Raw genomic sequence first — 23,368 nt, forward strand, 5'->3', positions numbered from 1 at the left:
GGTTCCGTGGTGTAGGGGTTAACATGCCTGCCTGTCACGCAGGAGATCGCGGGTTCAAATCCCGTCGGGACCGCCATTTAATTAAAAAATTAATTTTAAAATAGTATGGCTCGGTAGCTCAGTTGGTAGAGCAATGGATTGAAGCTCCATGTGTCGGCAGTTCGATTCTGTCCCGCGCCACCATGGAGGAGTAGCGAAGTGGCTAAACGCGACGGACTGTAAATCCGTTCCTTAGGGTTCAGTGGTTCGAATCCACTCTCCTCCATTTGTTTCAGGGGCATAGTTTAAAGGTAGAACAGCGGTCTCCAAAACCGTTAGTGTGGGTTCAATTCCTGCTGCCCCTGTTTTTATTAATATGGCGATCGTGGCGAAGTGGTTAACGCACCGGATTGTGGCTCCGGCACTCGTGGGTTCGATTCCCATCGTTCGCCCTTGTATTATTGGGGTATAGCCAAGCGGTAAGGCAAGGGACTTTGACTCCCTCATGCGTTGGTTCGAATCCAGCTACCCCAGTTTTTCAGAAATTATCAAGAAATTTTATTGATAAGCTTGTTCTGAGAAAAAATTAATAGTATAATGGCGGTATAGCCAAGTGGTAAGGCAGAGGTCTGCAAAACCTTCATCACCGGTTCAAATCCGGTTACCGCCTTAGTACTAAAATAGTATTATTGATATGCCGGCGTGGCGGAATTGGCAGACGCGCTGGACTCAAAATCCAGTGCCCTCACGGGCGTGCCGGTTCGACCCCGGCCGCCGGTATAAACTAAGATGCTCAATCATCTTGGTTTTTTATTTGAAATTGAATAGCAACATGGCGAGTGTGGCGAAGTGGTTAACGCATCGGATTGTGGTTCCGACACGCGTGGGTTCGATTCCCATCTCTCGCCCTAAAACGAAAAGAGATCAGAGACAAGTGTCTGGTCTCTTTTTTTTGCATGTTCTGAAAATCACCTGTTATTGGGTTTCATAGCATGATTGATAGTTTTGATTATGAATTGCAGAAATTGAAAATAAGAATCTTTTGATAGGTGAGTTCTTTTGGTGATTCTTTTTTTAGATGATATGATTTAATATGTGGGGCTATAAGCCATTTTCAGAAATACAGAAATATTGAATAATCTGGAATGACGCAGCATTTAACCGAATTCTTGATAAATAATAACAATATGTAATTATATCCATAGAATGGGACTCAAGGCCCATTTACAGCGGCATCAGTCTATCGATATACTTGAGACTAGTGAATACGAAGGAGGTGTGATTATGGATATTTATCGGGCGGATAGATCGCCATTTGATTGCCGTGAAGAATTAGGAATTATTTTTGCAGATGGTTTTACTCAATGGCTAGGATTTTTTTCAAAGGATAAGAATATAATAGCAAAAGCATTCAGTCACTCTTTTCAGTTGGATCAATTTTATGTTGCTGTAGTGGATCAAAAAATTGCAGGCTTTGTCGCTTGCACCAATTGTTATGATAAGAGTCTAGTCTTAGAAAAAGAGGAGCTGAAAAAGCATTTTGGCTGGTTTAAAGGAACGATTGCTGCTAAAGTATTAAAAAAAGAATTCGAAGCCCCGTTTAAAAATCCGCCAAATAATACAGGTTCGATTGAATTTGTTGGTGTCGCTTCGGAATTTAGAAAGCAGGGGGTGGCTTCAAATATAATCGAATATATTATTGAACAGACTCCTTATGCACATTACGTCATTGAAGAGGTGGCAGACACTAACTTAGCAGCTATGTCGTTATATCGCAAGCTAGGTTTTGCTGAGACAAAACGCAAGAATCTTTCTCCAAGTCAAGCGAAGAGATTAAAGATCAATTCTTTTGTATCTTTTCAATTAAATAAATGATAATTCAATTGTGAGGCTGTTTTGATCACCTTTTCTATCAATCAAATTATTAATTAAGTCGGACAATTTTTGTCGGGCTTTTTTTGTACCTTGAATTTGAAGCTTCTTTCAAGTCGATAGAAATTAGATAAGTACACAATTAGTCAGAAAACCTTTATGAAATAAGTTGGAGAATATTATTTAGAAAATATTCTGAAAACTCATTGACTTTTAATTTAATGGGAGGTATAGTATTGAAAAGATTAAAACATCATTAAAAAACAAGGAGACGATTATTATGCATACAAGAAAATACAATAACTATGACGGTATCGTCTTATTAATTATTATGTCCAGGGCTTAGAACGCGGAGAAACAACCGTTAGTTTGAGTCCTGTTTGCGTTAAGAAATGGGACTCTTGCAAGAGCATCCCATTTCTTGATGGGATGCTCTTTTTTGAAGGTAGGAGATGTGAGTAGTGAGAAATATTCAATTAAAAAAAAGAATCGATGCGGGGGCAGTTGGAAGGTTATTTTCTACTGATCAAGCAAGAAATCGGTATGGTGCTATTACGGGTGACTCAGATATTGGCAGTAAAGACAAAAGTTACTCAGTAACAGCTTTAGCGGACACGAACAGCCTAATGAATGTGTCTGAAGTATAGGAGGAATGAGGATGGAAGAAATGAAGCAAAAGGTGGAAGTTGAAGACCTACAAACAGGTGCAGACATATTAATCAAATGTTTGGAAAATCAAGGAGTAGAATTGATTTTTGGTTATCCTGGCGGGGCCGTCTTGCCATTATATGATTCACTTTATGATGAAACTATTCCGAATATTCTTACTCGTCATGAACAAGGAGCAGTTCATGCTGCAGAGGGATACGCTAAAGCCACTGGCAAACCAGGAGTCGTGATCGTTACCAGCGGACCTGGCGCGACCAATGTGGTGACTGGAATTGCTGACGCAATGATCGATTCAGTACCGTTAGTAGTTATCACAGGACAAGTATCGCGGGCAGGAATTGGCAAAGATGCTTTTCAAGAAGCTGATATATTAGGAATCACAGTCCCAATCACTAAAAATAATTATCAGGTTCGAGATATTGAAGAATTGCCGCGAATTGTCAGCGAAGCTTTTCACATTGCGACGACTGGCAGAAAGGGTCCTGTATTGATCGATTTGCCAAAGGATATTACGACATTGAAGTCTAATCCTAAAATTGAAAATGTTGTTCAGCTGGAAAGTTATCAGCCTACGACGACACCTTCAACTTTACAGATCGAACGATTGATGAATCTATTGAAACAAGCAAAGAAACCACTTGTTTTGGCTGGCGCTGGTGTAGTTGCCGCTAATGGCGGAGAAGAGTTGCGACAGTTCGTTGAAAAATATCAATTGCCAACAGTTAACACATTATTAGGCTTAGGGCTATTGCCCCATGAGCATCCTAATTTTCTTGGGATGGGCGGGATGCATGGAGCTTATGCAGCCAATATGGCATTGATGGAGACAGATCTGTTGATCAACATCGGCAGCCGCTTTGATGATCGTTTAGCCTGTTCGCCGGAAGCCTTTGCGCCATATGCAAAAGTCGCTCATATCGATGTTGACCCAGTTGAAATCGGAAAAGTTATTCCAACGGATGTACCGATCGTCGGTGATGCAAAAATTGCTTTGCAGCAAATGTTGGCAGTTGAAATCGGTTCGCCTGACTATGACGAATGGCGGGAACTTTGTAACGAACGTAAACGGAAGCATCCATTGAAATATGAACGGGATGAAAAAGTCATCAAACCGCAAGAAGTGGTTGAGATCATCGGTCGGATCACTGAAGGCAAGTCGTATGTAGTCACTGATGTTGGTCAACATCAAATGTGGGCAGCTCAATTTTATCCATTCCAATTCCCTAAACAGCTGATTACAAGCGGCGGTCTTGGGACGATGGGATACGGGATACCTGCTGGAGTCGGTGTGAAATTTGGTAAACCAAATGATTCTGTAGTAGTTTTTGTTGGAGATGGCGGGTTTGAGATGACGAATCAAGAGTTAGCAATCTTGAATCAAAATAATTTGGATATCAAGTTTGTCTTGATGAACAATCAATCACTTGGGATGGTTCGGCAATGGCAAGAAAAATTCTTCAATGAGCGGCGTTCTCAATCCGTTTTCCAGGAACAGCCTGACTTTATGAAGATGGCTGAAGCTTATGGAATCGGCGGTAAAAAAATCACAGATCCAGCTACTTTGGATAAAGAATTGCAAGAAGCTTTTGCCACACCAGGACCTATGCTGATCGAAGTGATGATTAGCAATCGTGAACACGTATTACCAATGATTCCGGCTGGAATGCCAAATGATCAAATGTTGGGGGTTGATTAAATGAGGCGAATGATTACGGCAATGGTTCATGATCAAGCAGGGGTGCTGAGTCGAATCACAAGTGTTTTGAATCGACGACAAGTAAATATGGATAGTGTTTCCGTCGGCCGAACAGAACGAGCAGGGGAGTCGCAAATGACGATCATTATCCAAGCAGATACCTTAGCCGATGTGGAACAAGTTACCAAACAACTAAATAAACAAATTGATGTTGTTAAGGTATCTGATATTACCGATGAACCGCATCTAGAAAGAGAATTGGCATTGATCAAAGTCAACGCTCCAGCGGCAACCCGTTCGGAGATTCAAGCAATGATCGATCCATTTCGCGCAGATGTCGTGGATGTGGGATTAAAAACGATCGTAGTTCAAGTTGCGGGTTCTACTGAAAAAGTCAACGCTTGTATCGATGTATTGAGGCCTTATGGTATCAAACAATTGGCTCGAACCGGGGTAACCGGATTTAATAGAGGTTAATAGCAGAAATGCTTTTAATATAGTTTAAAAAAATGGAGGAAAAAAATTATGGTTAAAGTTTATTATGATAATGCAGTAGAAAAGGATGCTTTAGAAGGAAAAACAATCGCTGTGGTAGGTTATGGTTCACAAGGCCATGCACACGCACAAAACCTTAGAGACACAGGCCATCAAGTCGTAATCGGTATCCGTGAAGGAAAATCCGCTGAGGCAGCTCGTAATGATGGATTTGATGTATTTTCTGTAAATGAAGCAACTAAAAAAGCCCAAGTGGTCATGATTTTAGCTCCAGATGAAATCCAAGGAACTTTATATGAAAAAGAAATCGCGCCAAATTTGGCAGAAGGCGATGCCGTTGCCTTTGCTCATGGCTTCAATATTCATTTTGACGTAATCAAACCACCTAAAAACGTGGATGTTTTCTTAGTTGCTCCTAAAGGCCCAGGTCATTTAGTTCGTCGTACCTTTGCTGAAGGATTCGCGGTACCTGCTTTATTCGCTGTTCATCAAGATGCTACAGGAGCCGCTCAAGATTTGGCATTATCCTATGCAAAAGGAATTGGGGCTACTCGAGTAGGCGTGTTAGAAACAACCTTTAAAGAAGAAACAGAAACCGATCTATTCGGTGAGCAAGCGGTTCTTTGCGGCGGCTTGACAAGTATGATCGAAGCCGGATTTGAAACATTAGTTGAAGCCGGATACCAACCAGAATTGGCTTACTTTGAAGTTTGTCATGAAATGAAATTGATCGTTGATTTGATCTATGAAGGTGGTTTCGGAAAAATGCGCAACTCAATCTCTAATACCGCTGAATATGGCGACTACGTTTCTGGTCCACGCGTAATCACTGAACAAGCTAAAGCAGGGATGAAAGATATCTTGACGGATATCCAAAATGGAAAATTTGCTAAAGCCTTTGTTGAAGATAATGCGAATGGCTTCCCAGAATTCAAGAAAATGCGCGCGGAAAGTGCCGGTCATCAGATCGAAGCAGTCGGCAGCGAATTAAGAAAAATGATGCCATTTGTAAGTCGCAAGGATTAATGGGGGGATAGCTGATGGGATTAATCAAAGATACCGAAGTTCGAAGTGCGTATCAATTACTAAAGAACTCCGTAAATCATACACCGTTACAATATGATCGTTATTTATCTGAAAAATATCAAGCAACGATTCTTTTGAAACGTGAAGACTTGCAAAAAGTCCGTTCATTTAAATTACGCGGCGCTTATTATGCCATTAAGAAACTTCCGGAGTCTGAACTGAAAAAAGGTGTAGTGTGTGCGAGCGCGGGCAATCATGCGCAAGGAGTCGCCTATACTTGTCAGGAATTAAAGACAAAAGCTGCGATTTTCATGCCGACAACGACACCGCAACAAAAAGTTTCTCAAGTTCAATTCTTTGGCGGCGAATTTGCTGATATTCATTTAGTCGGCGATACGTTTGATGCTTCTGCGACTGCTGCGAGAAAGTATTGCGAAGAAAACGGTATGACTTTTATTGATCCTTTCAATGATCGAAACATCATTGCTGGACAAGGAACATTGGCTTTAGAAATGATGACTGATGCAGAAAGCGAAGGGTATAAACCTGATTATGTGATCACAGCAATTGGCGGCGGCGGATTGATCAGCGGCGTTTCTGCTTATGTGAAGAACACTTCACCAGATACAAAAATAATCGGTGTTGAGCCAAAAGGGGCTGCCTCAATGCAAGCAGCCTTTGCCAAAGATCAGCCGGTGACGTTAACAGAAATCGATAAATTTGTCGATGGTGCGGCGGTTCAACGGGTCGGTGATATCACTTATTTGCATAGTAAAGAATACGTCGATGAATTGATGTCAGTCGATGAAGGTTTGATCTGTTCAACGATTTTAGAATTATATGGCAAACAAGCGATCGTTGTTGAACCAGCTGGGGCATTAAGTGTCGCTGCGTTAGATCTTATGAAAGAAAAGATCAAAGGCAAAACAGTGATCTGTGTCATCAGTGGTGGGAATAATGACATCAATCGGATGGCCGAAATCGAAGAACGCTCGTTGATCTATGAAGGACAAAAACATTACTTTGTTGTGAATTTTCCGCAAAGACCGGGCGCGTTGAAAGAATTTGTCTCAGAAGTTTTAGACAAAGGCGATGACATTACTCGTTTTGAATATACTAAAAAGAGTCATCGTGGCAAGGGGCCAGTTGTGATCGGTGTATTATTAAAAGAGCCGAAAACTTTGCCAAATCTGTTAAAACGATTGGAAAAATTCGATTCAACCTATATTGAATTAAGTCAAAACAAAACATTATACGATTTATTGGTTTAAAACTAAAACGAGACGATGACATTAAACGGTCATCGTCTTTTTTTCTTCAATCAAGTCTGAAAAGTTTATCGTATCGTAGTAGGCAAAAAAATTGATCAGTAGGGAACGACAACGATCCAAGCGGGATGGTTATCAATTTGAACTTCTTTTAGTCTGGATTCAGGATGAGCGATAATGATTGAAGAGCTGCTATAGGTCTCTTTAAAGTACGCTTTAATTTGCGAATCCGTCCATTGGCGGGCTGGAAAATGTTGAAAGGTCTTTTCGTTATACATAAAAACAAAGCCGATACTCCAGGCTTTTCTTATGTTTTCTGGGAATTGTTGAATCTTTTCCTCAAAGGTTTTCATTCACTCACTCCTAGCTAAAAATTTCTTGAAATCAGAGGCTATCTTCATTATTGCGTAATTAAAATCATTCGTCCAGTAGATAGGAGACGAATCATTTGGAGTTTGACCAATTCTGATGTATTATGATCTCGGATAGTTACTTACAAAAAGTAAAAGTGTAAATCTTTTTCATTTAGCTAAAAATGTTTTACACTATATCCGTAAGAATTTTTTTATATTTTAGGAGGTTTGTTTATTATGGCAAAAGAACATTATGATAGAAGTAAACCACACGTTAATATTGGTACCATTGGTCACGTCGATCACGGTAAAACAACATTAACGGCAGCAATCACAACGGTATTAGGTAAGAAAGGTCTAGCAAACCCTCAAGACTATGCTAGTATCGATGCTGCACCAGAAGAACGTGAACGCGGAATTACTATTAACACGGCTCACGTAGAATATGAAACAGAAAAACGCCACTATGCCCATATTGATGCTCCAGGACACGCGGACTATGTGAAAAACATGATCACCGGTGCTGCTCAAATGGACGGTGCGATCTTAGTTGTATCTGCTACGGATGGTCCAATGCCGCAAACACGTGAACATATTTTGCTATCACGTCAAGTTGGTGTTAAACACTTGATCGTCTTCTTAAACAAAATCGACTTAGTGGATGACGAAGAGTTGATCGACCTAGTTGAAATGGAAGTACGTGAATTACTTTCTGAATATGGTTTCCCAGGTGACGATATTCCTGTTCTTAAAGGTTCCGCTTTGAAAGCTTTAGAAGGTGATCCTGAACAAGAACAAGTAATCCTTGATTTGATGGATACAGTGGATGAATACATTCCAACACCAGAACGTGACAATGACAAACCATTCTTATTACCAGTGGAAGATGTCTTCTCAATCACTGGCCGTGGGACTGTCGCTTCTGGTCGTATCGACCGTGGTGAAGTAAAAGTCGGTGACGAAATTGAAATCATCGGAATCAAACCAGAAGTTCAAAAAGCAATCGTAACTGGACTTGAAATGTTCCGTAAAACATTGGATTACGGTGAAGCTGGTGATAACGTTGGCGTATTGCTACGTGGAATCACTCGTGATGAAATCGAACGTGGTCAAGTACTTGCTAAACCAGGTTCAATTACACCGCATACGAAATTTAAAGCTGAAGTATACGTATTGACAAAAGAAGAAGGCGGACGTCATACACCATTCTTCAACAACTATCGTCCTCAATTCTACTTCCGTACAACTGACGTAACGGGTAACATTTTATTACCAGAAGGTACTGAAATGGTAATGCCCGGCGATAACGTAACGATCGATGTTGACTTGATCCACCCAATCGCTGTAGAACAAGGAACAACGTTCTCAATTCGTGAAGGCGGACGGACTGTTGGTTCAGGTATCGTAACTGAAATCGAGGCTTAATGAGTTAGCAAAGAACACCGCAATTTTTGCGGTGTTCTTTTTTTATGGTTAGGAGGATTGAGTTAGTTTATTATTCAGCAGACAAGCATAAAAAAACGTGAGATCTAAAAAGATTTCACGTTTTTTGCTGTTAGATATTTAAGACTTTATTCAAGAAATCTTGTGTTCGTGGGTTGTGGGGATTATTGAAGACTTGTTCAGGTGTGCCGTCTTCTAAAATTTTTCCGCCATCAGTAAAGATCACTCGGTCAGCAACTTCTTTAGCAAAGCCCATTTCATGCGTAACGATGACCATCGTCATGCCTTGCAAAGCTAAGTCTTTCATAACTTTCAAGACATCGCCGACCATTTCAGGGTCAAGCGCAGAAGTTGGTTCATCAAAGAGCATGATGTCAGGGTCCATTGCTAATGCCCGCGCAATCGCGACACGCTGTTTTTGTCCGCCAGATAAGCTGTCAGGGTAGACATCTTTTTTCTCAGCCAGTCCAACTTGAGTGAGTAATTCGACGCCTCGTTTTTCAGCGGCATCTTTTTTTCCACTTTTTAAATCTAACGGAGCCAATGTAATATTTTCTAAAACAGTCAGATGGGGAAACAAATTGAAATGTTGGAAAACCATTCCAATGTGTTGGCGGACTAAGTTGATATTTGTATGTTTATCCGTCAAATCTTGCCCGTCAATAATAATTTCACCAGAAGTTGGTTCTTCTAAACGATTCATACAACGCAAGAAGGTACTTTTCCCTGAACCAGATGGTCCAATGATACAAACAACTTCGCCTTCGCTGATGCTGATATTCAAGTCATTCAGAACGGTGTTGTCTCCGAATTTTTTTACTAAATGATTTACGACAATTTTTTTATCCATCTTATTTCACCTTCTTATCTAAACGGTTTGCTAACTTGGTTAAGATCGTGATCAAGATCAAGTACATGATCGCGATAATCAAATATACGTAAGAACTTTGGGTAGTCCGAGCAACGATGATTTTCCCTGTTTGCAACAATTCGACCACACCGATTGCAGAAATGATCGTTGTATCTTTCAAACTAATAACAAATTGATTGATGAAAGAAGGGATCATGATCTTCACGGCTTGCGGTAAAATAATTTTTTGCATTGTCCGATTATATGAAAGTCCCAAACTGCGGGAAGCTTCCATTTGTCCTACGGGTACTGCATTGATCCCACCGCGGACGATTTCAGCGATATAAGCACTAGCATTCAAAGTTAAAGTGATGATCCCGGCTGCAAAGTCAGGAATTTTGATTCCTGTGATCCCTGGCAGACCGAAGAAAATAAAGAAGGCTAAGACCATCATCGGGATTCCGCGGATGATATCGATATAGATCCCAGCGATGATCCGCAAGCTGCTGACAGGAGAAACACGGAATAGACCGAAAATAACACCAACGACTAATGCTAGTCCAAAGGAAACCAATGCTAAGATGATCGTTTTCCATAAACCGTCTAATAATGACTTATAGTTGTTTTTTAATAAACCGGTAATTGTTGATTCATCAACCGTTGATTGTTTTTCTTCGCTGCCTGAACCGATGTATTGGTTTACGATTTCATCGTATTCGCCTGTACGTTTTAATTCTTTCAACCCTTCAGTGAACATTTCGCTAAGTTCAGAGTTTTGCCCTTTTTTGACTGCAAAACCATATTCGCCACCGACTTCACGCTTGATCGGCGTTTTTAATTCTTGCCCTTGTTTCACCGCATAACCGATAACAGGGTAGTCGTCCATCATCGCGTCAATCGATCCGACTTTTAATGCATCATATAATTGATCGGCCGCATCAAAACTTTTGATAGTGTAGCCATATTCTTTTTTATGCGCTTCTAAGAAATCAGCACTTTCCGTTCCAACTTTGGCACCGACCGTTTTTCCTTTTAGATCTTCATAGTCTTTGATGTCTTTATTGTCTTTAGCAACGGCTAATTGGATACCGCTTTGGAAGTAAGGGTCAGAAAAATCATAGTTTGCTTTTCGTTCATCAGTGATCGTCATGCCGGCGATCATGCCATCTGCTTGACCAGATTCTAGGGCTTGCATCGCAGAAGAGAACCCGATAAATTTGAAGTCGATTTTGAAGCCCTGTAATTCTGCGATCCGTTTTAACAGATCCACATCGATCCCTTTATATTCGCCATCGCTGTCTTTGTATTCAAAAGGAGCAAACGCTGAATCACTAGCAATAACATAGACATCTTTTTTCGGTTCGATCTTTTTCATTTCGCTTGAAGCAGCAGAGTCATTTGAACCGGTAGAGATATATTCGCTGACGATTTTATCATAACTGCCGTTTTGTTTTAAATCTTTCAAGCCTTGGTTGAATTTTTTCAGCAGCTCTTTGTTTTCGCCTTTTTTTACAGCAAAGCCATACGAGCTGCCTTTTTCTGGATCACCGACCATTTTAAAGGATTGGCCATTTGTTACGGCATACCCTAAAACGGGGTAATCATCAAAAATTGCTTCAACGTTGCCATTTGTCAATGCGTTGTACATGGCATCGGCAGCTTCATATTGTTTGATCTCGTAGCCATATTTGTCTTTGTTCTTATTTAAGAAAGTCGCGCTTTCCGTGCCAATTTTAGCAGCAACCGTTTTTCCTTTTAAATCGCTGTAGTCTTTGATATCTTTATTATCATTTTTAACGGCCATTTGAATGCCGCTGTCAAAATAAGGGTCAGAGAAATCAAAAGTCTTTTTTCGTTCGTCGGTGATACTCATACCGGCGATCATGCCATCAAGTTGATCTGATTGTACGCCTTGGATTGAACTGTCGAAACCTAAGGGACGTAAATCTATTTTAAAATTTTGATCCTCAGCTATCTGGTTAAGTAAGTCAACATCGATTCCTATGTATTCGCCATCAGAATTTTGAAACTCGAAAGGCGCAAAAGTCAGATCCGTTCCGATTTTATATGTTTTTTCTGCAGCGTTCGTCTTGCTAGCAAAGCCTAGTGTGAAAATACTTGCCATTAAGAAAACGAAGAATGGAATTAATTTGTTTTTTCTCATAATAATCCTCCTAAGTACTTATCATTTGTTTATTATATGTTAGTTTAAGCTTAAAATACAAGGGAGTTTAGCGTTAGATCAAAAAAAATCGTAATTTAATGACACGTCATGTAACAAAATATGACATTAGAGTTTATGGAAATTTTTTGGAACAAGTACAAAAAATGGCGAAAATATGTTCGGTATGCTATAATTTTAAAACGGAAAATCTTTGTTTAGTGAATATAAAAAGGGGGATTTTTGTGTGATTGAAAGAGTAACGGATACTGCGTTTGACCTTCATTCAAAATATCAGCCTGCTGGCGATCAGCCTGAGGCCATCAAACAATTAGCCGAAGGAATCGTCGATGGAAAAAAAGCACAAATACTTTTAGGCGCCACCGGTACAGGGAAGACTTATACAATTTCTAATGTAATCAAGGAAGTCAACAAACCGACTTTGATCATCGCCCACAATAAGACATTGGCGGGCCAATTATATGGTGAGTTCAAGGAATTCTTTCCTAACAATGCGGTGGAGTATTTTGTTAGTTATTATGATTATTATCAACCTGAGGCTTATGTGCCTTCTAGTGATACTTATATTGAAAAAGATTCGAGTATTAATGATGAGATCGACAAATTGCGGCACTCGGCAACTAGTGCATTGCTTGAGCGCAACGATGTGATCGTTGTTGCTTCAGTTTCTTGTATTTTCGGATTGGGTTCACCTAAAGAATATTTGGAACAAGTCGTTTCATTGCGGGTCGGGATGGAAATGGATCGAAATCAATTGCTGCGAAATTTGATCGATATTCAGTTTGAACGCAATGACATTGATTTTCAGCGGGGCCGTTTTCGGGTTCGCGGCGATGTAGTAGAAATTTTTCCTGCCTCACGCGATGAACGAGCTTTGCGCGTGGAATTTTTTGGGGATGAAATCGAACGAATTCGGGAAGTTGACGCGTTGACGGGAGAAATTACCGGAGAAACCGAACACGTTGCGATTTTCCCGGCCACTCACTTCTTAACAAATGAAGACCATATGGAAGTGGCAATCAGCAATATCCAAACGGAACTGGCTGAGCGATTGACCGAACTGCGGAATGACAATAAATTATTGGAAGCGCAGCGGTTAGAACAGCGGACCAATTACGATATCGAAATGTTGCGTGAGATGGGCTATACATCTGGGATCGAAAATTATTCGCGGCACATGGACGGTCGTAAAGAAGGCGAACCGCCCTACACACTGATTGACTTTTTCCCTGAAGATTTTTTATTAGTAGTCGATGAGTCGCACGTAACAATGCCTCAAGTTCGAGGAATGTACAATGGAGACCGAGCACGTAAGCAAATGTTGGTGGATTATGGATTTCGTTTGCCATCAGCATTAGATAATCGTCCATTACAGTTGAAAGAATTTGAAGAACGGGTAAACCAGATCGTTTACGTTTCGGCAACACCTGGCCCCTATGAGCATGAACAAACTGACACGGTAGTAGAACAGATCATTCGTCCGACCGGCTTATTAGATCCGGTCATTGAAGTGCGTCCAATCATGGGGCAGATCGATGATCTTGTCGGCGAAATAAATGAACGGGCCGAACGCAATGAACGTGTCTTTGTCACGACTCTGACGAAGAAGATGTCAGAAGATTTGACGGATTATCTCAAAGAGTTGGGAATCAAAGTCAAGTATTTGCACAGCGATATTAAAACATTGGAGCGGACGGAAATTATTCGTGATCTGCGATTAGGTAAATTTGATGTACTGATCGGAATCAACTTGCTGCGTGAAGGCTTGGATGTGCCTGAAGTTTCGCTAGTAGCGATCCTAGACGCAGATAAAGAAGGATTCTTGCGCAGTGAGCGTTCACTTGTGCAAACGATTGGTCGGGCAGCGCGGAATTCTGAAGGAAGAGTAATCATGTATGCTGATAAAGTGACGGATTCAATGCAGCGCGCAATGGATGAGACAACCCGTCGACGTACTATTCAGCAGCAGTATAACGAAGATCATGGGATGGTACCAAAAACGATCATCAAAGAGATTCGTGATCTGATCTCTATCAGCAAAGTGGCAGAAGAGACCGGAACTTACGACACGACTTCTTATGAAGAAATGTCAAAAGCAGAGCGGAAAGAGCTTATTGCAAAACTTGAAGATGAGATGCGTGAAGCAGCCAAGACCCTTGATTTTGAAACAGCGGCAACCTTACGTGATACCATTTTAGAATTAAAAGCAGCAGAATAAAAAGATATTGAAAATAAGACTCATTTTTTTCTTTAAAAAATGAATACATTGAATTGAAATAGGATGCCAGTTCTGCTTTTTGTAGATAACAGAATCAAAAGAGCGACTATTCAGCTTTTTAACAATATTGATGACCAGCAGTTTAGCAGAATGGTATACGTGATGAAAATAAGACTCATTTTTTAGTTTTAAAAAATGAATACATTGAATTGAAATAGGATGCCAGTTCTGCTTTTTGTAGATAACAGAATCAAAAGAGCGACTATTCAGCTTTTTAACAATATTGATGACCAGCGGTTTAGCAGAATGGTATACGTAATGAAAATAAGACTCATTTTTTAGTTTTAAAAAATGAATACATTGAATTGAAATAGGAGATATAAATGGCGAATGATAAGATTGTAATTCACGGAGCGCGTGCTCACAATTTAAAAAATGTAGATGTCACGATTCCTCGTGACAAAATGGTAGTTGTTACTGGTTTATCGGGTTCGGGGAAAAGTTCGTTGGCCTTTGACACACTATATGCGGAAGGTCAGCGCCGCTATGTAGAAAGTTTGTCTGCATATGCCCGTCAATTTTTAGGCCAAATGGATAAACCAGATGTCGACAGTATCGATGGTCTGAGTCCGGCGATTTCTATCGATCAGAAAACGACGAGCAAAAATCCTCGATCGACAGTTGGTACGGTAACTGAGATCAATGATTATTTGCGGTTGTTGTATGCTCGCGTCGGACATCCGATTTGTCCCAATGACCACATTGAAATTACTTCACAATCTGTAGAGCAGATGGTCGACAAAGTTTTAGAATTGCCTGAACGGACGAAGCTTCAAATTTTGGCGCCAGTCATTGCGAAGAAAAAAGGGCAACATAAAAAAGTTTTCGAAATGATCCAGCGAGAAGGCTATGTCCGCATGCGCGTTGATGGTGAATTGTATGATGTAACAGAAGCACCAGAGCTGACTAAAAATAAAAAACATGACATCGAGATCATTATCGACCGGATCGTTGTTAAAGAAGGAATCCGTTCACGGTTGTTTGATTCATTTGAAGCGGCATTGCGCTTAGCAGAAGGCTATGCGATCGTTGATGTGATCGGTGAGAAGGAAATGTTGTTTAGCGAACATTACGCTTGTCCTTATTGCGGTTTTACTGTTGGCGAACTTGAACCGCGCTTGTTTTCATTTAATGCGCCGTTTGGTGCTTGTCCGGATTGTGACGGTTTAGGAATAAAATTGGAAGTCGATATGGATCTAGTGATTCCTGATCAAAGCAAAACTTTACGTGAAGGCGCGTTAGTTCCTTGGAATCCGATCAGCTCACAATACTATCCTCAAATGCTGGAACAAGCTTGTTTGAGTTTTGGAATCGATATGGATACGCCTTTTGAAGAATTGCCTGAAGAACATCAAGCAATTATTTTGAATGGTTCCAATGGTGAAAATTTTCATTTCCATTATGAAAATGATTTTGGCGGGGTTCGCGATGTGGAAGTTCCTTTTGAAGGAATCATCAGCAACATCGATCGCCGCTACAAAGAAACAAATAGCGACTTTACGCGCGATCAAATGCGTTTGTACATGACAGAATTGACTTGTCAAACGTGTCATGGTTATCGCTTGAATCCGCAAGCTTTATCCGTTCAAATCAACGGTGAAAATATCGGGAAAATTAGTGAAGCTTCGATAAATGGCACGTTGGGATTCTTTGAAACAGTTGCATTGAGTGAACAAGAAAAAATCATTGCTAAACCGATCTTAAAAGAAATCAAAGACCGTTTAAGTTTTTTGCGAAATGTCGGCTTGGATTATTTGACATTGAGTCGGGCCGCTGGAACTTTATCTGGTGGAGAAGCCCAACGGATTCGTTTAGCAACACAAATCGGATCAAACTTGTCGGGGGTTCTGTATATTTTAGATGAACCGTCAATCGGTCTACATCAAAGAGACAACGACCGCTTGATTGAATCATTGAAAAAAATGCGTGATCTTGGCAACACTCTGATCGTAGTAGAGCACGATGAAGACACGATGCGTGCGGCAGATTATTTGATTGATGTAGGGCCTGGCGCGGGAGATCAAGGTGGCGAGATCGTGGCGGCCGGAACGCCTAAAGAGGTCGAAGAAAATCCTAACTCACTAACCGGTCAGTATTTATCAGGAAAACGAGAAATCGCTGTACCGAAAGAACGCCGTAAGGGAAATGGTAAGAAAATCAAAGTTACCGGCGCAGCTGAAAACAATTTGAAAAATATTGATGCAGAATTCCCGCTAGGAAAATTTGTTGCAGTTACCGGAGTTTCAGGATCAGGAAAATCAACGCTAGTTAATCAGATCTTGAAAAAGGCGCTGGCGCAAAAATTAAATCGTAATTCAAATAAACCCGGGAAGTTCAAGAAACTCACTGGTTATAAACATATCGAGAAATTAGTCGATATCGATCAAAGTCCAATCGGTCGAACACCGCGAAGCAATCCAGCGACGTATACGAGTGTGTTTGATGATATCCGTGATCTATTTGCTCAAACGAATGAAGCAAAAATTCGCGGATACAAGAAGGGTCGATTCAGTTTCAACGTCAAAGGTGGTCGTTGTGAGGCTTGTCGCGGCGATGGGATTATTAAGATCGAAATGCACTTTTTACCGGATGTTTATGTTCCGTGTGAAGTTTGTCATGGCAAACGCTACAATTCAGAAACATTGGATGTCCATTACAAAGGTAAAAATATTGCAGACATTTTAGAAATGACTGTAGAAGATGCGGTTGAATTCTTCAAACACATTCCGAAGATCCACCGCAAACTGCAAACAATCGTGGATGTCGGTCTAGGCTATGTTACGATGGGGCAACCGGCGACGACTTTGTCTGGCGGAGAAGCGCAACGGATGAAGCTTGCCAGCGAATTGCATAAAAATTCGAACGGTAAAAATTTCTATATTTTAGATGAACCGACGACTGGTTTGCATACCGATGATATCGCACGGCTGTTAAAAGTCCTTGAACGGTTTGTTGATGCCGGTAATACTGTTTTAGTGATTGAACACAATCTAGATGTCATTAAATCTGCCGACTATGTCATTGACCTTGGTCCAGAAGGCGGCGATGGCGGCGGCACGATTTTAGCAACGGGGACGCCGGAAGAAATCGCTGAAGTACCAGAGAGTTATACCGGGTATTATTTAAACCGCGTACTCAAAAAATAAATAACTGATAAGTAAAAATGCGAGTAAAGGATTCTCCTTTGCTTGCATTTTTCTTTATGGTATGATTATCAAGGATTTAGAATGAGAAGGTGTAAGAGAATATGAATGAAAAACAAAAATTTGTACCGATTTTATTAGGCAGCGACATCAATGTGTATGGGATGGCACGCTCTTTTCACGAAGCTTACGGAATCGTTTCTGAAGCTTATGCCGGTTTGCAGTTGGCACCGACAAAGTACAGTAAAATCGTGAATGTCCACGTTGTTCCGGGATTCGACAAAGATCCTGTATTTATGGAACAAATGCGTGAACTGGGAAAAAACACTTATAATGACCCTGCAACAAAATATTTAGTGATCGCTTGCGGCGATGGGTATGCGGAATTGGTTTCCCAACACAAAGAAGAACTTTCTGAATGGTTTGTCTGCCCATACATTGAGTTTGATTTGCTGCAACAATTGATCAGTAAAGTCAGCTTTTATGACATCTGCGAAAAATATGATTTGCCTTATCCTAATACGTTCATTATTACAGAAGATATGCTGGAAGCCGGCAAATTGAAACAAGACTTGCCATTTGATTTTCCAATCGCATTGAAACCTGCGAATAGTGTCGAATGGTTGTCAATCGATTTTGAAGGACGTAAAAAAGCCTTTATTTTAGATACACGCGATGAGTTTGATACGATCATTGAACGAATTTATCAAGCGGGTTACACGAGCGAAATGATTGCACAAGATTTTATTCCTGGTGATGACAGCAATATGCGGGTTTTAAATGCTTATGTTGATCAAAATCATCACGTTCGAATGATGTGCCTAGGGCATCCGCTGCTGGAAGACCCTTCGCCAGAAGCAATCGGTAACTATGTAGCGATCATGCCGGAATATAATGAGAAAATCTATCAAACGATCAAAGGGTTCTTAGAAAAAATCAATTATACTGGTTTTGCAAACTTTGATATGAAATACGACCCTCGAGATGGCGAGTATAAATTATTCGAGATCAATTTGCGTCAAGGCCGCAGCAGTTTCTTTGCGACATTAAACGGCTTTAATCTGGCCCGATTTGTGACTGAAGATCGCGTCTTTGAAAAACCATTTACCGAAACACTTTATGGCAAAGCAGAACCTGAAACAGCGATGTTGTGGATGGGTGTACCAAAAAGTGTGTTTGAAAAATTTGCGCGAAATAATTCAGATAAAGAACAAGCTCTAGCATTGATCAAAAAGGATCATTGGGGAACAACGGTCTTTTATAAAAAAGATATGTCCTTAATGCGTTGGATCTTAATGAAATATATGTTCAGCAAATATAAAGGACGCTTCGATTTATTCTTTAAAGAGAAAGAAGGCTAAGCATGGAAAATTTCTTTAGTATTCTTGGTGGGATGGGAACGATGGCGACCGAAAGCTTTATTCGCATCTTGAATAAGCGGACGCAGGCACACAATGATCAAGAATATTTGAATTATGTGATGTTCAACCATGCCACCATTCCTGATCGGACGGCGTATATTTTGGATCATGAAGCGGCGAATCCGTTGCCGTTTTTGTTAGATGATATTGAGAAGCAAAATTTATTGCAACCTGATTTTATTGTGCTGACGTGCAACACGGCGCACTATTTCTTTGAACAATTACAAGGGGCAACAAAAATCCCCATCTTGCATATGCCGCGCGAAGCGGTAAATGAAGTCACTCGGCACCACCAACCCGGCGAGAAAATCGCTGTGTTGGCGACGGCTGGTACGATGACTGCGAAAGTATATCAGAGCGAACTAGAAGCGCGCGGTTTTGAAGTCCTGGTTCCTGAAAAAGAGCTGCAAGACAAGGTCAACTATTTGATCTATCATGATGTAAAAGAACATGATTTCATCAATAGTGAACTGTATTTAGAGATTCTTTCAGATGTTTTTGAAAAATATGGTTGTCAAAATGCTATTTTAGGTTGTACAGAACTTTCTTTGGTCCAAGAGTTGACAGAAGACGTTCCATATCCTGTCATCGATGCGCAATCGATTTTAGCTGATCGCACGATCGAGCATGCATTAAAAAACAGATCTTCCAAGTAGGAGGTCTGTTTTTTTAGTTTTATAACTAGAAGGACAATCAAGAAATCAGTAAAATGAATAAAAAGAGAAGAATTAGGAAAAGGTAAAGAATTATAAATAAGTAGCAAAGACACGCCAGGAGTGTTATAATTTTTATAGATAGCTAAGGAAGCTAACGTTCAGTTTCTTTAGCATCTTTTTGTGTGGTCAGAAATTTAAGTAATCCAAGAATAGTTGCTAAAGAAGCAATCTAGTTGGATTAAATTAAAAAAATCTTGGGAATAAAATCAAGGGTTCAACCATCAGAATCATTTTTTGCAAAATGATTCTCTAATTATGTGAAAGGAGTGACACAAATGACTGATAGTTTACATTTAGTTGTCATTACTGGTATGAGCGGCGCAGGGAAAACCGTCGCAATTCAAAGCTTTGAAGATATGGGCTATTTTTGTGTAGATAATATGCCTCCGGGGCTGATTCCAAAATTTTGGGAATTGATCCGTGAATCAGGCAAGGTAACTAAAATCGCGTTGGTAGTGGATTTACGCTCGCGTTCATTTTTTGAAGATATCCAAAAGATGTTGATAGAGATCGAAAATACTGGCTTCATCGATACGAGTATTTTATTTTTAGATTGTTCAGACGAGGAGCTTGTTTCTCGATACAAAGAGACTCGCCGCGCCCATCCGTTAGCAATGGACGGGATGATCACAGAAGGGATTCGCAAGGAACGTGCAATCTTAGAGGACTTAAAAAATCGTGCAACGCTGATGATCGATACGACTGAATTGTCGCCGCGACAATTACGCGAAAAGATCAATCAATCCTTTAAACAAAAAGACGATGTAGGATTCCATGTCGAAGTCGTTTCTTTCGGCTTCAAATATGGATTGCCGATCGATGCTGACATCGTAATGGATGTTCGTTTTTTACCAAATCCCCACTACATTCCAGAACTGCGTCCGCAGACTGGGTTAGACAAGCCTGTCTATGATTATGTAATGTCTTTTACTGAAACGGAAAATTTCTATACGAACTTTGTCCGCTTGATCATGGATATTTTGCCAGGTTATATCAAAGAAGGCAAAAGCTCGTTGACGATTGCAATCGGCTGTACTGGCGGCCAACATCGCTCAGTTGCCTTGACCGAGAGGATAGGCAAAGCAATCGCTGAGGCGGATTACCGAGTGAATATTACTCACCGCGACAAGGACAAGCGGAAAGAGACGGTGAATCGTTCATGAAAATGAAGACATACCGTATCCGCAAGCCTAAAATCGTTGTGATCGGCGGCGGAACGGGACTGCCGGTCATTCTAAAAAGCCTGCGCAACCAAAGTGCAGAGATCACAGCAGTCGTGACTGTAGCAGATGATGGCGGCAGCAGTGGTGAATTACGCGATTCGATCGATATGGCTCCACCCGGGGATCTACGCAATGTTTTGGCGGCATTATCTGATATGCCTAAATTGTATGAAGATCTATTTCAATATCGTTTTCATGAAGACGATAAGTTTTTAGCCAACCATACGATCGGGAATTTATTGATCGCGGCTTTATCAGAGATGCGCAGCAGTACTTATGAGGCGATCCAGTTGCTTTCTAAGATGATGCATGTGGATGGGCATATTTATCCTTCATCGGAAACGCCATTGATCTTGCATGCGGATTTTACTGATGGGACCAGTGCAATCGGCGAATCAAAAATCGCTCTTGATCGCAAGACGATCGAAAGAGTTTACGTCACTGAAAAAAATGGTCAAGAAGCGGTTCATGCGGCGCGTAAAGTTGTGAATGCTATCAATGAAGCGGATATGGTCGTATTAGGCCCGGGCTCTTTATTTACGAGTATTTTGCCGAATTTGGTGATTGAAGAATTAGGCGAAGCCGTTCGGACGACGGCTGCGGAAGTAGTCTATATTTGCAATATCATGACACAAAAAGGTGAAACCGAGCATTTTAGCGACGCGGATCACATTCGTGTACTGCATAAACATTTAGGCAGCCATTTTATTGACACTGTCTTGGTCAATACTGAAAAAGTTCCAGCAGGTTACATGGATCCTGAGATCTATGATGAATATTTGGTGCAAGTAACACATGATTTTAATGGATTAAGAGAAGAAGGCTGCCGCGTCGTTTCAACGGATTTTTTGAAACTGCGTGACGGCGGTGTGTTCCACGATGGTGAAAAAGTCGTAGATGAATTGTTCCGAATTGTTTTTGGGGCAAAACTTTAAACAAGGCAGACTGCTTCTATTATTTGCCAAAGCAGTGCAATCCTCAAAATCAGAAGTGTTTAGCAAAAAAAATAGCAGGTTCTGCTATATAAAAATAATTTTACCAATTTAAAAAAGGAGGGCTCGTCATGTCTTTCGCAGCAGAAGTAAAAAAAGAATTAACGAGTCTGACAGTCCAAAAGAATCTCGCACAAGCTGAGCTGGCTGCTTTGATTCGAATGAATGGCTCACTTAGTTTGAGCAATCATCAATTTGTTTTAAATGTCCAGACTGAAAATGCGGCGATCGCTCGTCGGATTTTTACTTTGTTGAAGGAACATTACGGTGTGCGCAGTGAATTACTGGTACGTCGGAAGATGAAGTTGAAGAAAAACAATGTTTACATTGTTCGGCTGAAACAAGGGACTCAAAATATACTATTGGATTTAGATATCATGGATGGAATGATGTTCCAAGCCCATATCGCCAATGAGATTAAACAGTCTGATGAAAAGACAAGAGCCTATTTGCGCGGCGCGTTTTTAGCTTCCGGTTCAGTCAACAATCCTGAAACAAGTCGCTATCATTTGGAGATTTCTTCGATCTATGAAGAACACAATCAAGATATTTGTGATTTGTTGAATCAATTCGAACTTAATGCACGGACGTTGGAGCGGCGTAATGGATTTATCACTTATTTAAAAGGGGCAGAGAAAATCGCCGACTTCTTGACGTTGATCGGTGCGACCAATTCGATGCTGAAATTTGAAGACGTGCGGATCGTGCGCGACATGCGCAACTCGGTGAATCGTTTAGTTAATTGCGAGACTGCTAATATGAATAAAACAATCGATGCCGCTTCAAGGCAGATTGAAAATATTCATTTTATTGAAGCGACTGTCGGACTGCAATCATTGCCGGAAAAATTGCAAGAAATTGCTGAATTAAGAATTCAAAACCCTGAAATCAGTTTAAAAGAATTAGGTGAAATGATTCCTTCAGGCGCAATCTCTAAATCAGGCATCAACCATCGCATTCGAAAGATCAATGATTTTGCTGATAATTTGCGAAAAAGAACCGTTTAAAATAGAACCGCCCCTCAAAAGCTAGCGCAAAAAGCTAACTTCTGAGGGACGGTATTTTTTTATTCAGCAATATAGGAGTTTAATGTTGCGTCATCGATCGCTTCATCAAAAATATGCTCACCTAAAATGATCGTCGGAACAAACGTGATATTGGCTTGTTCGGCTTCATTCCGAATTTCTTGTTGCAAACTTCGATTTGCCTGTTGAGCAAAGTGCAATGTTTTTTCAGCGTATTGAGCAACCGCTTCTAATTCAAAGTCTTTCCAAATCTCTTGAGTCTCAAAGGTTTGTTGGATCTGGATCAAGGCTTTTTTAGGATCAGCGCTGATATATTCATGCATCACATTTCCGCGTTGCAAACTAATTTTATCTTTATCTAATAATTTGATGACTCGCTGGATTTTTCCTTCAGCAACTGCCTGATTCAAAGTAGTATCAGATTGTTCAAACCATTGCTTACAATACGGACACCGCAGATTGATAAATTCAATTAACCGTTTAGGGGCAGTATCGGAACCAATCTTTATTCCATTGAAGTCATTGACTAGCTTTGTGTTAATAATCGAAATATCCATAAAAAAGACACGTCCTTTCTCTTAATAGTGTACAAAAAAAAGATTAGAAAACAAAATTTTTCGTATAAATAAATGAAAAAGCTTCAAACCTAGGTTTGAAATTGTGCGAGGTTGGTTTATAATTAAAGCGTTATAGCAATAGTTATATGGAAAGTACTTTAATTTTTCTACGCTTGCCAA

The 23,368-nt window shown here is 40.5% G+C and carries 18 protein-coding genes and 9 tRNA genes; 23 read left to right on the top strand and 4 right to left on the bottom strand.

Translation table 11 applies throughout. The features are described 5' to 3' along the window. From FFM63_RS00005 to ilvA, 15 genes are all read left to right on the top strand, one after another. Nucleotides 1-76 (top strand) — tRNA-Asp (locus FFM63_RS00005). 31 nt (nt 77-107) lie between these two features. Beyond that, nucleotides 108-183 (top strand) — tRNA-Phe (locus FFM63_RS00010). 1 nt (nt 184) lies between these two features. Then, nucleotides 185-265, top strand: a tRNA-Tyr gene (locus FFM63_RS00015). An 8-nt stretch (nt 266-273) separates the two neighbouring features. Continuing rightward, nucleotides 274-344 (top strand) — tRNA-Trp (locus FFM63_RS00020). 14 nt (nt 345-358) lie between these two features. Then, nucleotides 359-431 (top strand) — tRNA-His (locus FFM63_RS00025). A 10-nt stretch (nt 432-441) separates the two neighbouring features. After that, nucleotides 442-513, top strand: a tRNA-Gln gene (locus FFM63_RS00030). Nucleotides 514-578: 65 nt separating this feature from the next. Continuing rightward, nucleotides 579-649, top strand: a tRNA-Cys gene (locus FFM63_RS00035). Between the two features lie 26 nt (nt 650-675). Beyond that, nucleotides 676-759: transfer RNA gene (locus FFM63_RS00040), tRNA-Leu, on the top strand. Nucleotides 760-814: 55 nt separating this feature from the next. Beyond that, nucleotides 815-887, top strand: a tRNA-His gene (locus tag FFM63_RS00045). A 376-nt stretch (nt 888-1,263) separates the two neighbouring features. Further along, nucleotides 1,264-1,854: a GNAT family N-acetyltransferase gene (locus FFM63_RS00050; RefSeq protein WP_212741160.1), complete on the top strand. Its 591-nt coding sequence runs from the start codon at nt 1,264-1,266 to the stop codon at nt 1,852-1,854. Between the two features lie 458 nt (nt 1,855-2,312). Then, a complete protein-coding gene (locus tag FFM63_RS00055; RefSeq protein ID WP_137608299.1) occupies nt 2,313-2,498 on the top strand; it encodes a hypothetical protein in 186 nt (61 codons plus the stop codon). An 11-nt stretch (nt 2,499-2,509) separates the two neighbouring features. Next, nucleotides 2,510-4,216, top strand: coding sequence for a biosynthetic-type acetolactate synthase large subunit (gene ilvB, locus FFM63_RS00060; protein ID WP_137608300.1), 1,707 nt, complete (start codon nt 2,510-2,512; stop codon nt 4,214-4,216). Then, nucleotides 4,217-4,693, top strand: coding sequence for an acetolactate synthase small subunit (ilvN, locus tag FFM63_RS00065; protein WP_137608301.1), 477 nt, complete (start codon nt 4,217-4,219; stop codon nt 4,691-4,693). It begins immediately after the preceding gene. Nucleotides 4,694-4,741: 48 nt separating this feature from the next. Beyond that, nucleotides 4,742-5,737: a ketol-acid reductoisomerase gene (ilvC, locus tag FFM63_RS00070; RefSeq protein ID WP_137608302.1), complete on the top strand. Its 996-nt coding sequence runs from the start codon at nt 4,742-4,744 to the stop codon at nt 5,735-5,737. 14 nt (nt 5,738-5,751) lie between these two features. Then, entirely contained in the window at nt 5,752-7,008 is a 1,257-nt protein-coding gene (gene ilvA, locus FFM63_RS00075; protein WP_137608303.1) for a threonine ammonia-lyase IlvA, read from the top strand. 95 nt (nt 7,009-7,103) lie between these two features. Here the strand turns inward: ilvA and FFM63_RS00080 are convergent, their stop codons facing one another. Next, nucleotides 7,104-7,358, bottom strand: a complete 255-nt coding sequence (locus FFM63_RS00080; RefSeq protein WP_137608304.1) for a hypothetical protein — start codon at nt 7,356-7,358, stop codon at nt 7,104-7,106. Between the two features lie 237 nt (nt 7,359-7,595). On the opposite strand from FFM63_RS00080, the gene tuf reads away from it, so the two are divergent. Continuing rightward, the gene (gene tuf, locus FFM63_RS00085; RefSeq protein ID WP_137608305.1) at nt 7,596-8,783 is read left to right on the top strand and encodes an elongation factor Tu; all 1,188 of its coding nucleotides are present in this window, start codon (nt 7,596-7,598) and stop codon (nt 8,781-8,783) included. Between the two features lie 130 nt (nt 8,784-8,913). On the opposite strand, the gene FFM63_RS00090 is transcribed toward tuf, so the two are convergent. Beyond that, nucleotides 8,914-9,651 carry an amino acid ABC transporter ATP-binding protein gene (locus tag FFM63_RS00090; RefSeq protein ID WP_137608306.1) on the bottom strand — a complete coding sequence of 246 codons (738 nt, stop codon included), beginning with the start codon at nt 9,649-9,651 and terminating at the stop codon, nt 8,914-8,916. Nucleotide 9,652: 1 nt separating this feature from the next. Beyond that, nucleotides 9,653-11,815: an amino acid ABC transporter substrate-binding protein/permease gene (locus FFM63_RS00095; protein WP_137608307.1), complete on the bottom strand. Its 2,163-nt coding sequence runs from the start codon at nt 11,813-11,815 to the stop codon at nt 9,653-9,655. 244 nt (nt 11,816-12,059) lie between these two features. On the opposite strand from FFM63_RS00095, the gene uvrB reads away from it, so the two are divergent. The 7 genes from uvrB (at nt 12,060) to whiA (ending at nt 22,613) form a co-directional block, all read left to right on the top strand. Beyond that, on the top strand, nt 12,060-14,051 hold the full coding sequence (gene uvrB, locus FFM63_RS00100; RefSeq protein WP_137608308.1) for an excinuclease ABC subunit UvrB: 1,992 nt from the start codon (nt 12,060-12,062) through the stop codon (nt 14,049-14,051). A 383-nt stretch (nt 14,052-14,434) separates the two neighbouring features. Continuing rightward, the gene (gene uvrA, locus FFM63_RS00105; protein ID WP_137608309.1) at nt 14,435-17,257 is read left to right on the top strand and encodes an excinuclease ABC subunit UvrA; all 2,823 of its coding nucleotides are present in this window, start codon (nt 14,435-14,437) and stop codon (nt 17,255-17,257) included. 101 nt (nt 17,258-17,358) lie between these two features. Continuing rightward, nucleotides 17,359-18,615, top strand: a complete 1,257-nt coding sequence (locus FFM63_RS00110; protein ID WP_137608310.1) for a carboxylate--amine ligase — start codon at nt 17,359-17,361, stop codon at nt 18,613-18,615. 2 nt (nt 18,616-18,617) lie between these two features. Further along, a complete protein-coding gene (locus tag FFM63_RS00115; protein WP_137608311.1) occupies nt 18,618-19,331 on the top strand; it encodes an amino acid racemase in 714 nt (237 codons plus the stop codon). 335 nt (nt 19,332-19,666) lie between these two features. Then, nucleotides 19,667-20,554, top strand: coding sequence for an RNase adapter RapZ (gene rapZ, locus FFM63_RS00120; protein WP_137608312.1), 888 nt, complete (start codon nt 19,667-19,669; stop codon nt 20,552-20,554). Next, a complete protein-coding gene (locus FFM63_RS00125; RefSeq protein WP_137608313.1) occupies nt 20,551-21,549 on the top strand; it encodes a gluconeogenesis factor YvcK family protein in 999 nt (332 codons plus the stop codon). Before rapZ ends, FFM63_RS00125 begins: the two co-directional genes overlap by 4 nt. Nucleotides 21,550-21,677: 128 nt before the next feature. Next, the gene (whiA, locus tag FFM63_RS00130; RefSeq protein WP_137608314.1) at nt 21,678-22,613 is read left to right on the top strand and encodes a DNA-binding protein WhiA; all 936 of its coding nucleotides are present in this window, start codon (nt 21,678-21,680) and stop codon (nt 22,611-22,613) included. A 59-nt stretch (nt 22,614-22,672) separates the two neighbouring features. On the opposite strand, the gene FFM63_RS00135 is transcribed toward whiA, so the two are convergent. Continuing rightward, complete coding sequence (locus tag FFM63_RS00135) at nt 22,673-23,188, bottom strand: thioredoxin domain-containing protein (protein ID WP_137608315.1); 516 nt, start codon at nt 23,186-23,188, stop codon at nt 22,673-22,675. Between the last annotated feature and the right edge of the window lie 180 nt (nt 23,189-23,368).

It is taken from the genome of Enterococcus pingfangensis, assembly GCF_005405205.1.
In the GTDB taxonomy this organism is placed as follows: Bacteria; Bacillota; Bacilli; order Lactobacillales; family Enterococcaceae; genus Enterococcus_A; species Enterococcus_A pingfangensis.